This window comes from Brevibacillus sp. AF8 (genome assembly GCF_021270385.1).
Lineage (GTDB): Bacteria > Bacillota > Bacilli > Brevibacillales > Brevibacillaceae > Brevibacillus.
The window spans coordinates 1-14,497 of the sequence record NZ_JAGQDN010000017.1; the positions used below are offsets into that span (position 1 = coordinate 1).

The 14,497-nt window shown below is 49.4% G+C and carries 13 protein-coding genes; 10 read left to right on the top strand and 3 right to left on the bottom strand.

What is annotated here, in order from left to right:
* Positions 1-95: 95 nt before the first annotated feature.
* Complete coding sequence (locus KB186_RS19960) at positions 96-782, bottom strand: helix-turn-helix transcriptional regulator (RefSeq protein WP_232774237.1); 687 nt, start codon at positions 780-782, stop codon at positions 96-98.
* Positions 783-974: 192 nt separating this feature from the next.
* Here KB186_RS19960 and KB186_RS19965 point away from each other — a divergent pair, with 192 nt between their 5' ends.
* From KB186_RS19965 to leuB, 10 genes are all read left to right on the top strand, one after another.
* Positions 975-1,889: a R2-like ligand-binding oxidase gene (locus KB186_RS19965; RefSeq protein ID WP_255438307.1), complete on the top strand. Its 915-nt coding sequence runs from the start codon at positions 975-977 to the stop codon at positions 1,887-1,889.
* 173 nt (positions 1,890-2,062) lie between these two features.
* A complete protein-coding gene (locus tag KB186_RS19970) occupies positions 2,063-2,302 on the top strand; it encodes a hypothetical protein (protein WP_173608658.1) in 240 nt (79 codons plus the stop codon).
* A gap of 162 nt (positions 2,303-2,464) precedes the next feature.
* The gene (locus KB186_RS19975; RefSeq protein WP_173608657.1) at positions 2,465-2,698 is read left to right on the top strand and encodes a hypothetical protein; all 234 of its coding nucleotides are present in this window, start codon (positions 2,465-2,467) and stop codon (positions 2,696-2,698) included.
* 173 nt (positions 2,699-2,871) lie between these two features.
* Positions 2,872-3,573, top strand: a complete 702-nt coding sequence (locus tag KB186_RS19980; RefSeq protein ID WP_221867726.1) for a phosphoadenylyl-sulfate reductase — start codon at positions 2,872-2,874, stop codon at positions 3,571-3,573.
* Positions 3,555-4,694 (top strand): sulfate adenylyltransferase, encoded by a 1,140-nt coding sequence (gene sat / locus KB186_RS19985; protein ID WP_232774238.1) that lies wholly within the window; start codon positions 3,555-3,557, stop codon positions 4,692-4,694. The genes KB186_RS19980 and sat overlap by 19 nt, the downstream gene beginning before the upstream one ends.
* Before the next feature lie 609 nt (positions 4,695-5,303).
* The gene (ilvB, locus tag KB186_RS19990; RefSeq protein WP_232774239.1) at positions 5,304-7,040 is read left to right on the top strand and encodes a biosynthetic-type acetolactate synthase large subunit; all 1,737 of its coding nucleotides are present in this window, start codon (positions 5,304-5,306) and stop codon (positions 7,038-7,040) included.
* 1 nt (position 7,041) lies between these two features.
* Complete coding sequence (gene ilvN, locus KB186_RS19995) at positions 7,042-7,548, top strand: acetolactate synthase small subunit (RefSeq protein WP_047070968.1); 507 nt, start codon at positions 7,042-7,044, stop codon at positions 7,546-7,548.
* Positions 7,549-7,604: 56 nt separating this feature from the next.
* Complete coding sequence (gene ilvC / locus KB186_RS20000; protein WP_088906547.1) at positions 7,605-8,627, top strand: ketol-acid reductoisomerase; 1,023 nt, start codon at positions 7,605-7,607, stop codon at positions 8,625-8,627.
* A gap of 57 nt (positions 8,628-8,684) precedes the next feature.
* Positions 8,685-10,223 carry a 2-isopropylmalate synthase gene (locus KB186_RS20005; RefSeq protein ID WP_232774240.1) on the top strand — a complete coding sequence of 513 codons (1,539 nt, stop codon included), beginning with the start codon at positions 8,685-8,687 and terminating at the stop codon, positions 10,221-10,223.
* A 79-nt stretch (positions 10,224-10,302) separates the two neighbouring features.
* A complete protein-coding gene (gene leuB, locus KB186_RS20010; protein WP_232774241.1) occupies positions 10,303-11,397 on the top strand; it encodes a 3-isopropylmalate dehydrogenase in 1,095 nt (364 codons plus the stop codon).
* Positions 11,398-11,469: 72 nt separating this feature from the next.
* Here the strand turns inward: leuB and KB186_RS20015 are convergent, their stop codons facing one another.
* Together KB186_RS20015 and KB186_RS20020 are read right to left on the bottom strand one after the other, a co-directional pair.
* Complete coding sequence (locus KB186_RS20015; protein ID WP_221867729.1) at positions 11,470-12,816, bottom strand: TrkH family potassium uptake protein; 1,347 nt, start codon at positions 12,814-12,816, stop codon at positions 11,470-11,472.
* Between the two features lie 89 nt (positions 12,817-12,905).
* Positions 12,906-14,348: an aminotransferase-like domain-containing protein gene (locus KB186_RS20020; protein ID WP_232774242.1), complete on the bottom strand. Its 1,443-nt coding sequence runs from the start codon at positions 14,346-14,348 to the stop codon at positions 12,906-12,908.
* Positions 14,349-14,497: the final 149 nt, after the last annotated feature.

Here is a 14,497-nt window from a genome sequence, read left to right on the forward strand (position 1 = left end):
TCGCTTTAAAATTAAGTGAAATAAAAATGGCTGTCGACTTTCTCGACAGCCTGAAACAACCGAGCTCACATTCGGTTGTTTTTTTCTATTTCTATTCAACAAATGATTCGCTGACGAATAGCGTCTGCCACGCCTTGTGCGCGATTTTGCACACCGAGCTTTTTTAAGGCGGACTTGATGTAATCCTGCACGGTAAATTCACTAATTCCCATCCAGTTCGCCATCTCTTTAACGCTTTCGCCCCATGACATCCGCTGCATGACTTCGACTTCTCGGCGTGAGAGCTTGACGGTTTTAGGGCGAAGGGAGTCGGTTGTCAATACTTTGCCCAGCATTGAACAGTATGCGCTCAAAGATTGTAGCAACTGATGATTGATGCCAGAACAGCCATCCTGATGCCAGGAAATACCAGCATATCCGAGTACGTTAGGCCCATAGCTAATAGGGAGAATGAGCGCATAAGGGGCACCGTACACTAAATGGGGCGGGAACTGACGAATCGCCTCAGAATCTAGCAGGATAGCTCTCTGTTCACGGATCGCCTGCTGGATAAGGGGCATATTGCGCATGTCCACCCGTATATTTCGAATGGAGCATAACTCTTGGTCAAGGATCGACCATAGTCCCTCACCCATTTGACTGAGCGTCGAGTAATTGCACAGAATGGCTCCCATGAAAGGAAAGAGCTCCACGAAGCCGCGTACAGCAAGCACCAGTTTCTCCTCGTAATATGCCGTTTCTTCGATCCGATTGATGTACATGTTCAGCTCTGGACTGACCATGGAGTGATTGCCACCTCCATTTGAGTGATGGACACCCCCTGATTTTTGGGGATATGAACGACCGTTCAGCCTGACCTATAATCAACCTACAGCGCCTTCATTTTATCAAACCGCCGATCGGAACGTAAAGGATGGGAATGGTATAAATTGACATTTTTATGACTTCTTTCATTCGTTCGAAATAGAAGGTGCATGAGAAAAAAGAAAGGTTGGATGGGGATGAGGAATGGTTTTGTTTCGACCAGCCAAAAAGGATTGAATCAGGAGCTACTGCCGTACCAGTTGTATCAAAAAGCGAAGAGATACGGCATTTGGAACCCGCAGGACATTGATTTTACGCAAGACCGCGAAGATTACGCGAAGATGAATCCGGAGCAGAAGGAAGAAACCTTGGGAAGGATTGCTGGTTTTCTGGGGGGGGAAGAGGCAGTCACCCTCGATCTTTTGCCTTTGATCATGGTCATTGCCGAGGAAGGGCGCTTGGAGGAAGAAATGTATTTGACGACCTTCCTCTTTGAAGAGGCCAAGCATACGGAGTTTTTCCGGTTGGTTCTCGACAACATCGGCGAGTCAGGAGACTTGCATCATTTTCACGATGATGTGTACAAGCGAATTTTCCATGAGATCTTGCCAAATGCACTCAATCGTCTATTGACGGATAAATCCCCCGAAGCCATCGCAGAAGCATCTACTGTCTACAACATGTTTGTGGAAGGCGTGCTCGCAGAGACAGGCTACTATGCGTTTTATGAAGCACTCAGTAAAACGGGGCTCATGCCTGGTTTAATGCAAGGAATTGGCTATTTGAAGACAGACGAATCGCGGCACATCAGCTACGGAACATTCTTGTTGCAGCGGTTAATCTGTGAGCATCCCCATATTTATGATGTCATTGCCAAAAAGATGGATGAGCTGGCTCCGATGGCAAGTCATCTGTACGACTGGATGGATGACCCACAAGGGGTGAGTGCATTCGGAGTGAAGGTCGCTGATTTGCAGCAGTTTGCGAAAAAGCAATTGAGTGTGCGTATGGAGGTACTTGCCCGAGCAAAAGGGCAGACGATTGAAGAACTGTATAAGCATACAAGAACAACGATCGATGTGTAAGAAAAACGATCGAACGTATTCGAGTCGTTGCTTACAGAACTGGGCTATGGTCCTAAAGCGGAATCCGCCCAAGGTCTGAGAAGAAAACAACCTCCCGTCTGTGTTAGACAGCCTGGCTGATCCCTTACAATAAAGCCATAAGAGGAAAACATTGGATAGGGAGAGAAATCAAAATGAGAAAACAAAAGTGGATGATGATGGGAATTACAGCAGTTGTTTGTTCGGCGATGGTCGTGCCAGGGGCGTTTGCCAAAGAGAAAGATGACGCACATTCCGTGACGAATTCTTTCTTCGCCCCTGCTCCGTACACGACGGCTCCAGTAGTTCAGAAAACAGATGACGTGACCGGCACGCAAAAAACAGGAAGTGCATTCATTTTCGCTCCAAATGTAAACGAAAAAGAAGAAAACTAACGGGATTCAAGCATCCGTACAGGATGCTTTTTTCTTTTGCAAAAAACGATTCCGTCTCAAGTCTGAAAAAAAAAACAATCTTTCGTCCGTGTCGAGCAGACTCCCCATTGCCATACAATAAAAAGCGTTACAGGAAAACATTGGATAGGGAGAGAGACATAGATGAGAAAACCAAAATGGATGATGATGGGTGTAACAGCAGTTGTTTGTTCAGCATTGCTCGTGCCAGGAGCGTTTGCAAAAGAAAAGGATGATTCTTACACCGTAACTCCTTCTCTGATAACCCCAGGTTCATACGCCGTACCAACGGTTCAAAAAATGGAGGCAAAAAACACGCAACAAATCGGTGCCTCTTTTACTTTCGCTCCCACGGTAAACGAAAAAGAGGAAAAATAAAGCAGCAGAAAGCTGTCAGACCCTGTCTGGCGGCTTTTTTTCTGTGAAAAGCGTCTCAACCAAACGGTCATGATGTTTGGTTTGGGCGAGTTGGATATAGGTGGACGATGCGCCACTTCCAGTCACTAGGCATATGATGGTGGGTGAATCCTAGCAAGAGAGGAGCTTCGCTGATGAACAATCGCCAGAAAATGGCGGATGAGGAATTACAGGAATGGGCAAGCCGACTGGAAGTTCAAGCACCGCAGGATGTGCTAGTGAACGCCGTGGAAAACTATGCAGCCGGTCTGATCCTAGCTGCCAGCTTTGGTGCTGAAGATGTCGTTTTAATCGACATGCTGCACAAATTGGCCCCCACGATTCCTGTATTTTACCTCGATACCAACATTCATTTTGCTGAAACGTATGATACGCGTGACACACTGCAAGCCAGATACGGCACAACATTTATTCAAGTACAGCCGCAGTTGTCGTTAGCCGAGCAGGCAGAAAAACACGGAGAAAAACTGTGGGAAAGAGAACCGAATCTTTGTTGCGAGATTCGGAAGGTGGAGCCGTTAAAGCGCGTCCTGTCCAACTATCAGGCGTGGATTACAGGCATTCGCCGCGAGCAATCACCTACCCGAGCGAATACCAAAAAAGTGGAGTGGGATGAAAAATTTAACCTGGTTAAATTCAATCCGCTAGCAGATTGGACGGAGGCCCAGGTGTGGGAATATATCCATGCAAATGATGTCCCTTACAATCCATTGCACGACCGAAACTATCCAAGCATTGGCTGCCGAGTATGCACGCGCGCTGTCCTGCCTGGCCAAGATTCTCGGTCGGGACGGTGGGCTGGCTTTGAAAAGACCGAATGTGGTCTGCACAAATGAACAGCGCAGGAGGGAAAGATGTGAAGCAAACGATCTTGCGGCACGGGATCAAAAAAGCCGTTATCGTGGACAAATGGACCCTGTCGGACATCGAATGTCTTGCCATCGGAGCATTTTCACCGTTGACTGGATTCATGGAAGAGGCGGATTACCACACTGTCGTGGAAACGATGCGTCTGACCAATGGAGCGGTTTGGCCGTTGCCGGTGACATTGGCTGTCGATGCAGATGAGCACGACGATCTTGTGCCTGGCGACAGTATTCTGTTACGTGGGGAAGATGGAGTGGATTATGCGATTTTGCGGGTGAAAAGCTGCTTTGTGCCAGATAAAATGCGGGAGGCAGAACTCGTTTTTCGCACGGTAGATCTCGCTCACCCCGGTGTGAAAAAGCTGTTTGAAAAGCCAAATCTATACGTGGGTGGGCCTGTAGAAATCCTGCAAAAGCCACAGCCTGAGCGCTTCTCTGATTTTTATTTGACCCCGGCAGAAACCAGAAAAAGATTTCGAGAAAATGGCTGGAAGACGGTGGTTGGTTTTCAAACGCGCAATCCTGTTCACCGGGCACATGAATATATTCAAAAGGCAGCATTGGAGATTGTCGATGGCCTTTTTCTCAACCCATTGATGGGGGAAACGAAATCAGACGATGTTCCTGCACAAGTGCGAATGAAAAGCTATCTCGCCCTTTTGGAAAATTACTATCCACACAACCGTGTATTGCTAGGTGCTTTTCCGGCTGCTATGCGATATGCGGGTCCGCGTGAGGCGGTCTTCCACGCCTTGGTGCGAAAAAATTATGGTTGTACGCATTTTATCGTCGGCCGAGATCACGCAGGGGTAGGCGATTATTACGGCACGTATGATGCGCAGCACATCTTTTCCGAGTTTGCGCCAGGCGAGCTCGGTATCCAACTGCTCTTTTTTGAACACAGCTTTTACTGCAAGGCATGCCAAGGGATGGGGACAACCAAGACGTGCCCGCATGACAGAGACTCGCATATGACCTTATCGGGAACAAAAGTGAGGGAAATGTTGAGAAACGGGATCACGCCACCTCCGGAATTTACACGTCCGGAAGTCGCAACGATTTTGATAGAAGGATTGAAATCCCCGCAATAAAGTGGAACCCAAAAAACAGGAGAGGGACGGCAATGCTGTCCTTTTTCCGTTGTGAAATAACTGGACAAGTTTTCTAGTTTCTGGTGAAAAAATGTATCCGCTTTCAAGCAAAAACCGCGCTGTAAAGCCATTTCCAACTGAGCATTCGTTCGGACGAAAGTCCAGTAAAATCTTTTTGTTTTCGTTGACACCCCCTAGGTGCCTAGCTATAATCAGACGTAACACTTTATTCTGACAACAACAATATTGAAAATATTGTTTAAATAGCAGGCTATGACGAGGATGGTGCACGTTTCCCCTTTTACAGAGAGCCCTGATGCTGAGAAATGGGTATTGGGTACGTCGCATTGCTCACCTCCGAGCCGTTTAGCTGAAACTTGTTTTACAAGTAGTAGGCCAAACCGCTTAACACCCGTTAACGTGTTACAGTCCACATTTGCTGTGACTGGCTGAGATCGGCTGACCGTGAGGCGCCGATAAAGTTGGGTGGTACCGCGAACCCTTTCGCCCCAAAAGACATGGAAATAAAACCGTGTCGGGGCGAAAGGGTTTTTCTATGTGTCTATAGTTATTTTCAATACCTGTTGGAATTGGGAGGAGGAGAGATCAATGAGTGTTGAAATGGCCGAATTGCAGAAAAAGAACGGCATTCCACCGATTCAGTTCGGGGAAGAAGTGACAGGAGCAGAAACACTGCTGCGCTGTCTGATCCTGGAGGAAGTCGAATACATTTTCGGCTATCCGGGTGGTGCGGTGCTCCCTATTTATGACTCCCTGTACGGGAGCTACTTCAAGCACATTTTGACCCGCCACGAGCAAGGTGCTATCCACGCTGCTGACGGATATGCCCGAGCGACTGGCAAACCGGGCGTATGTATCGCCACTTCTGGTCCAGGAGCAACGAACCTCGTAACGGGGATTGCAACCGCTCAGATGGACTCGGTTCCGCTGGTCTGCATCACGGGTAACGTGGCACAGTCTCTGATTGGTACCGACGCGTTCCAAGAGGCGAACATTACAGGAATTACTATCCCGATTACAAAGCACAGCTACTTTGTCCGCGACATTCGCGATCTCCCGCGGATAGTGAAGGAAGCTTTTCACATCGCGACAACCGGTCGTCCGGGCCCCGTATTGATCGACATTCCAAAAGACGTCGCCAATGCGAAGGCACCATTTACCTACCCGGATAAAGTGGAGATTCGCGGCTACCGAGCATCACTCGTACCGAGTGACGAAGAAGTACAAGAGTTTGTCAAAGCCGTTGGCGAAGCGAAGCGTCCAGTCATTTTGGCGGGCGGGGGAATCATTGCAGCTCAAGCAGAGAAAGAATTGCGCGACTTTGCTGAAAAAACACGCATTCCGGTGATCAACACCTTCATGGGATTGGGCGGTTTCCCTGGAACACACGAGCTGTCGCTGGCAATGCCAGGGATGCACGGAAATTACACAGCCAACCAAGCGCTCTTGAATGCGGATTGTGTCATTGGTCTGGGAGCACGCTTTGATGACCGGATCACGATGGGACGCACGAAGGAGTTCGCACCAAAAGCCCGTATCGTACACGTCGACATCGATCCAGCAGAGCTGGGGAAAAACGTAGACACAGCCGTCACAGTAGCGGGCGACGTGAAGAGCACGCTGGCAAAAGCAATTCCACTCGCAAAAGCTTGTGATTCGGAAGCGTGGATCAGCCAGTTAAAAGAGTGGAAAGAACAATATCCGTACAAGTACAAAAAAGATGGCGACGTATTGAAGCCACAAGCAGTCATTGAACTCTTGTACAACTCCACAGATGGGGAAGCGATTGTCACAACAGACGTTGGACAACACCAGATGTGGACAGCTCAATACTATAAGTTCAAGCACCCGCGCTCCTTTATCTCTTCCGGTGGTCTCGGCACGATGGGCTTTGGCTTCCCGGCAGCAATTGGCGCACAGATCGCTCACCCGGATCGCACGGTAATCTCCGTCGTAGGGGATGGTGGATTCCAGATGACCAACCAGGAGCTGGCAATCGTCTCCCAGTACAACATTCCGGTTAAAGTAGCGATTGTGAACAACCAGTGCTTGGGTATGGTACGTCAATGGCAGGAGCTCTTCTACGATAATCGCTACAGCCAAATCGATCTGACATGCAGCCCGGATTTTGTCAAACTGGCGGAAGCATATGGCGTAAAAGGCTTGCGAGCAAGCACGCCAGAGGAAGCAGAAGCAGTTTGGGCAGAGGCGCTTGCGCATGATGGACCAGTCGTGGTGGACTTCCGAGTTGCGCAGGAAGAAAACGTATATCCGATGGTTGCATCAGGCAACACACTAGATCAGATGGAATTGGGGGACGATTAGGATGCAGCAACATACCATTTCCGTACTCGTCAACGACCAACCAGGCGTTTTGACCAGAGTGGCGACACTGTTCGGCCAACGCGGCTTCAACATCGACAGCATTACGGTGGGGGGCACGGAAGAACAGGGGCTTTCCCGGATGATCATTACAACCGGGGGAGATGACCGCCAAATCAATCAGCTCATGAAGCAATTGCACAAGCTGATCGATGTCATCTCGGTGACGAATCTCAGTGAGAACCCTTTTGTATCACGGGAACTGGCGCTGATTAAGGTGACGGCATCGCCCAGCCAGTTGGCAGAGTTAAATGGAATTGTCGAGCCGTTCCGTGCCGCGATCGTCGATGTGGGCCCCAGCTCACTGATCGTGCAAGTAACGGGTGACACCGAAAAGATTGATGCGCTGCTCGTACTATTACAAAGCTACGGCGTTATTGAACTGACAAGAACAGGTTCAGTAGCGATGGCGCGCAGTATTGTTCCAGCAACAGCCGCAGCAACGGTTTAAATTGCCAAATTTCAGAATAAAAACTCAAACTAAACTTTTTTAGGGAGGCTACACAAATGGTAAAAATGTATTATGAAGCGGACGTAAAACAAGAGGTACTGCGTGGGAAAACAATCGCAATCATCGGTTACGGTAGCCAAGGTCATGCACAAGCACAAAACCTGCGCGACAGCGGTTATAAAGTAGTGGTGGGTCTTCGTCCAGGGAAGTCTTGGGATGTGGCAGCGAAAGACGGTTTTGAAGTTTTGACTGTAGCAGAAGCAACCAAACGCGCTGACGTGGTTCAAATCCTGATGCCAGATGAGCGCCAAGCACAAGTATATCGCGACGAGATCGCTCCAAACCTGAAATCCGGCGCTGCACTGTGCTTCTCTCACGGATTCAACATCCACTACGCGCAAATCGTGCCACCAGCTGATGTAGACGTAATCATGGCAGCTCCAAAAAGCCCGGGCCACCTGGTTCGTCGCGTATACCAAGAAGGCTTCGGTGTACCTGGTTTGATCGCCGTGTACCAAGATGCAACTGGCAACGCGAAAGATCTCGCACTCGCCTACTCCAGCGGTATCGGTTGCACAAAAGCTGGCGTAATCGAAACCTCTTTCCGTGAAGAGACAGAAACAGACCTGTTCGGTGAGCAAGCAGTATTGTGCGGTGGCGCAAGCGAGCTGGTAAAAGCAGGCTTCGATACATTGGTGGAAGCAGGTTATGCTCCTGAGATTGCCTACTTCGAGTGCTTGCATGAACTGAAGCTGATCGTTGATCTGATGTACGAGGGTGGCTTGGCTCGTATGCGCTACTCCATCAGTGACACTGCTGAGTACGGTGACTACAGCACAGGTCGTCGCATCATCACAGACGAAACGCGCAAAGAAATGAAAAAAGTACTGGCTGAAATCCAAGACGGTACATTCGCTCGCAATTGGATCTTGGAAAACCAAGCAAACCGTCCTGGCTTCACTTCCCGTCGCCGTCTGGAGTCCGAGCATGGCATCGAGGTAGTAGGGGAGCAACTGCGCAGCATGATGTCTTGGATCAACAAAGATACGAAAAAAGAAGAAGTGAAAATCGGTCAATAAATAGGTGTGTAAAAAACGCATATATAATGTAGGGAAAAATGTGGAGGTGAAAAGTTCATGCGGACCATTGAGATTTTTGATACGACACTGCGCGATGGGGAGCAGTCTCCGGGCGTCAATATTAGCACGAACGAAAAGGTGGAGATCGCCCTTCAACTCGAGAAGCTGGGCGTAAACAAAATTGAGGCGGGCTTCGCTGCTGCCTCCCCAGGTGACCAAAAGTCTGTGGCCGAAGTTGCAAAACGGGTGAAGAATGCAACCGTCGTCAGTCTGGCTCGTGCCGTAAAAGACGACATGGATAAGGCATACGAAGCGCTTCGCAACGCACAAAACGCTTCCCTCCACGTCTTTCTCGCAACATCTCCGATTCACCGTCAGTTCAAGCTGAACATGAGCAAGGAAGAAGTCCTTGCTCGGGCGGTGGAAGCGGTCACCTATGCGAAAAAATATTTTTCGGAAGTTCAGTTTTCCGCAGAGGATGCGGCGCGTACCGAGATTGACTTTTTGGCAGAGGTTGTAGAGGCAGTCATCAAGGCAGGGGCTACTACGGTAAATATTCCAGACACGGTTGGCTACATGACGCCGTATCAATACGGAAACATTTTCCGCGAGCTGAAAAAACGTGTGCCTTCTACTGATCTGATTCGCCTGAGCTGTCATTGCCACGATGACCTCGGGATGGCAGTCGCCAACAGTCTCGCTGCTGTCGAGGGTGGAGCTACGCAAGTGGAGGGCACCATCAATGGAATCGGAGAGCGCGCTGGAAATGCTGCTCTGGAAGAAGTGGCGCTTGCGTTGGAGACGCGCAAGGATTACTACCAGGCAACGACCAAGCTGAATTTGAAGGAAATCGCACGGACCAGCCAGCTGGTAAGCCGTTTGACGGGGATGATCGTGCCAGGAAATAAAGCAGTCGTGGGTGCAAATGCTTTTGCGCACGAATCCGGTATTCACCAGGATGGTGTGTTAAAAGAGGTCACTACGTACGAAATTATCCGTCCGGAATCGGTCGGCTTCAAGTCAAACAAACTGGTTCTCGGCAAGCATTCTGGCCGCCATGCCTTCAAAGAAAAGCTGGTTGATCTGGGTTATCACTTGGAGCAAGAAGAGGTAAACGCAGCGTTTGCAGCATTCAAAGTATTGTGCGACAAGAAGAAAGAAATCACGGATGACGACATCCTCGCATTAGTCGACTCCAAGATGGTTCGCGGACCTGAAGCGTTCCAGCTGGAATCCGTGCAGCTCGCATACGGCAACATTTCCGTTCCGACAGCGAGTGTCCGGCTGGTTCGTGCCGACGGATCGGTATGCGAAGAAGCTGCATGTGGAAATGGATCGGTTGATTCTATCTACAAAGCGATTGACCGCGCTACCGGAGAAGAAGTCACCCTTGTCGATTACAAGATCCTTTCTGTTACCCACGGGCAAGATGCGTTGGGTGAAGTGTTCGTACGACTTCAACAGGACGATCTGATCGTAACAGGACGCGGTGTGAGTACGGATGTGCTGGAAGCAAGCGCCATTGCCTATATACGGGCAGTCAACAAGATCATGGAGCGCCGAGGCGAGCCTACGCCTGTCAGTGCAACGATATAAAGATAGGGTCAAATGTGGATAGGATCATAGGAACCAGCAGCGTTCGGAAACCATTACGTATAGAAAAGCGGGATAAACGATGAAGAAAAATTATCGCATCGCCGTTCTTCCTGGAGACGGTATTGGACCAGAAATCATGCAGGAAGCGGTCAAAGTCCTTACACTCGTAGGGGAACTTGAAGGTGTCACTTTTACATGTGAAGAAGGCCGGATCGGTGGTATCGCAATCGATACAGATGGAACACCGTTGCCAGAAGAAACGGTAACGCTGGCAAAGCAAGCGGATGCTGTGCTCTTGGGAGCCGTTGGCGGACCGAAGTGGGACCAGAATCCTGGGCATCTTCGTCCGGAAACAGGGCTGCTGGGCATTCGCAAAGCACTCGGTTTGTTTGCAAATATTCGCCCAGCTACCATGCACAGCTCTCTGGTGGAAGCGTCCACCCTCAAGCCAGAAGTTGTTTCTGGCGTTGACTTGATCGTTGTACGTGAACTGACCGGTGGGATTTATTTCGGTGAGAAAAAACGTTATGACGGTCCGAACGGAGAAGTCGCAGAAGATCAGTGCATCTATCATGAAGCGGAAGTCGAGCGAATCATTCGAGTAGGCTTCGACATTGCGCGCAAACGCCAAAAGCGTCTCGTATCTGTAGATAAGGCAAACGTCCTCGAAAGCTCCCGCCTCTGGCGCAAGGTAGCCGAGCGAGTAGCGGCTGACTATCCAGATGTAGAGCTGTCTCACCAGTTGGTAGACTCTTGCGCGATGCAGCTCGTGCGTGATCCAAAACAGTTTGACGTCATCGTGACGGAAAACATGTTTGGCGACATCTTGAGCGATCAGGCAGCGATGCTGACTGGTTCGATTGGGATGCTGTCCTCGGCGAGTCTGGCAGCAGGCAGCTTTGGCTTGTATGAACCGGTTCATGGCTCTGCCCCTGACATTGCTGGAAAAGGCATTGCCAATCCGCTGGCAACCATTCTGTCCGTAGCGATGATGCTTCGTCTTTCTCTCGGAATGGATGAAGCGGCAGCAGCTGTGGAAAACGCAGTTTGGTCCGTGCTGGAAGCAGGGAATCGCACTGGCGATATCGCGGCAGACAGAAGCAAAGCGATTGGTACAATCGAGATGGGCCAACTGGTACGCGACGAGCTGTCCAAACAGTGGCAAAAACAATAAATCATACACAAAACGAAACCCTGCCAAAATCCTTTCGGTGCTTTGGCAGGGTTTTCTCCATTTTTATACGGCTTATCCGATGGTGATCCTCCCTTTTGGATAGCGGAAGTACTCCTTCTGTTTGCGTTGTGCGAGGGCAAAGGCAATCGTGAGGGGGCCGAGCCGACCAGCAAACATCGTTAATATGATTAGCGTTTTCCCGATCGGAGTCAGATGAGGGGTCAGTCCCATAGAGAGTCCGGTCGTAGCAAAAGCGGAAGTAACCTCGAATAGGATCATCTCAAAGCGTGCTCCTGTCTCAGTAATCGAGAGGACCATCGTCATGACAAGCACAATGAACAGGGCAATCATGGTCAGTGTCAGCGATTTGTAGACCATGTGTGGCAGGATGCGTTGCCGGAAGAAGATGACATCTTCTTTTCCTTTAATTTGGGCAATAACAGCGCCAATCAGTGTGGCAAAGGTCGTCGTCTTGATACCGCCTCCCGTCGAGCCAGGAGAAGCACCGATGAACATTAGGATAATAAGGAGGAAAAGCGACGACTGATACATATCCCCGATATTCAATGTGTTGGAACCTGCCGTACGGGGTGTAACCGATTGATAGAAGGAGCCGAGCACTTTGCCCATCATGGATAGGGGCTGCAACGTTTTGGGATTGTTGTACTCCAAAATAAAAATAAGCACTGTCCCTGCCGTAATCAAAAGACCGGTTGTTGTCAGTACGACTTTCGTATGTAGTGACAAGCGGCGGTTATGACGATAATCGTATATCTCGCTGACAACGATGAAACCAATACCGCCAAGTATGATCATCAGACAGACGACGAGATTGACGAGCGGGTCCTCCACATAGGCTGTCAAGCTGGCGAACTCGCCCATCAGGTCAAAACCAGCATTGTTAAAGTTAGAAATCGCATGGAAAAAGCCGAAGTAGATCGCTTTTTTCAAAGGAAAGTCAAAGGCAAAACGAATAGAGAGAAGCACTCCACCTATAAACTCAGTAAGGGCAGTAAAAACCAGAATCATTTTGGCTAATCGTACGACACCTTCTATCGACATCTGATTCAGCGATTCTTGCAGGATGAGCCGTTCACGCAATGAGATTCTTTTACGCATAATCAGTGCGAAAAAGGTAGCGAACGTCATAAATCCAAGACCGCCAATTTGGATGAGCGACAAAATGACGAGTTGACCAAAAGTAGTGAAAGTCGTTCCAGTATCGACGACAACCAAGCCTGTTACACATGTAGCAGAGGTGGCTGTAAACAGAGCGTCAAGCCAATGCAGACCAACTCCATCAACTGTAGCGACCGGGAGTGTCAAAAGCAGCGCTCCCAAGAAGATAATCAAGGCAAACCCAAGAACCAGCGTTTTGGGTGGATCAAGGTGAAGCTTTTCTACGACTTTTTTAATCATAGCAGGTTATACCTCGGCTTTTTTTCGAGTCTAGTGAAAAGGAAAAGAGGGGAAATCCATCTCTTAGTATGGCATTTCCCTTGGAAAACTTACCGAAGAAGAGCAGCACCCAATCGGTGAAGCCAATGTTTCAACTCTCGTTCTTCCAGTGGAGCGAGTGGGAAACGGACAGCCGGGCAGCGCAGAATATCGGCAGGCTCATCGGCTACGCGAAAAGCATGACCGCCAGTCAGCTCGAGACCTTCCTCACGCAGAATAGCGACGACTCTCTCTTCTTGTTCAGTTGCTCTTGCGGTTGGCGTGCCCCATTTGATCCACGTATTTAAGCCCCCTGAAATAGGGTACATTCGTGCATGATCAGGGAGTGCCTGGCGTTTTTCCTGCCACAGTCGCAGGAAGCGGGTCTGGAACAGAGCACGACGATCCGTCAGAAACTCTTCATAAAACCACGGATCATCGAGGAGTCGAACAGCGGATTCCACGACGAGCAAGGATGGCTCTGCTCCTGTCATGGAAACAAGCTGACTATAGCGCTCCAACTCGTCATCCGATAAATCAGAAGGAAGCATCAGTACGCCCAATTGTAGATCGCGAGCCAACGTTTTGGACAACGAATGCAGATAGTAGACCTCCACTGGGCTTTTTTCCTGCGCAGCCATCTGGTACAAAGGAACACTCGGTTCTTCAAACCAGAGGTCGCCATAATGGTCGTTTTCCACAAGACGTACGTTGTGGCTCTGCGCCCATTCGAGCAAATCTTCCTTTCGTTTCAACGAATAGCTGATACCGGTAGGAAATTGATAATGCGGGTTAATCAAAAGCCAATTCGCCGGGTAATGCTCCTGCTCTTCCGTGAGAGCTTGAATACAAACGCCTTCTTCATCCATGCGAATCGGGCGAACGGTAATTCCGCACTGGCTCAATAGTCGAAGAAATACGGGATAGCTGTACTCCTCCACATAGACGACATCACGTGCACTCATGACACGCTGCGCAAGAAAGGCGAAGCCGCTCGTGCTTCTATTAAAAAGCAGGAGGCGCTCAGGTGAGTGAGGAAGCCCCCGGCGGCTGAGGTGATCAGCAAAAACCTTGGCAGCTTGTGTACGTCTGATTTTCTTTTGGGCGGACGGTTCATCCAATACAGTCAGACTTTCATAAAAAGCACCACGCAATCGCTTCACCAGCTCTTCGCTTGGACGAGGAGAGGAATCAGCCAGGGAAGCGATCGGAATATCTGTGAGCGGGAGGCGATTTTCCAAACGCGCTTCTTTAGCAAGCTGCGTCAAGTAATAACCTTTGCCGTGCACAGCTTCCAGCCAGCCTTCCAACGCAAGATGATCGTATGCTTTTTTGACTGTCTCCAACGAGCAGCCACTAATTGTTTTCATATCTCGCAGCGATATCAATTGTTGTCCATCTACAAGAAAGGCACCACGCAAAATCGCTGTTTTCAATTGTTCAGCGAGTTGTACATAGATCGGTGTGTGCGATTGTTTGTGGAAATGAAAAGAAAAATACGGTCGCTCTGGCATTCGCGCACGCCTCCTTGTCTGTCGAAAAAATAGCAGTCATCAGCATTATATAGGAAAGCGAAGCATCTCGGGTATAGGGAGTGAAGAAATTGTTTCAGGAACGACGAGGGTACTGGAAACCCGAACATGGTATCATGAGAAAAGATATA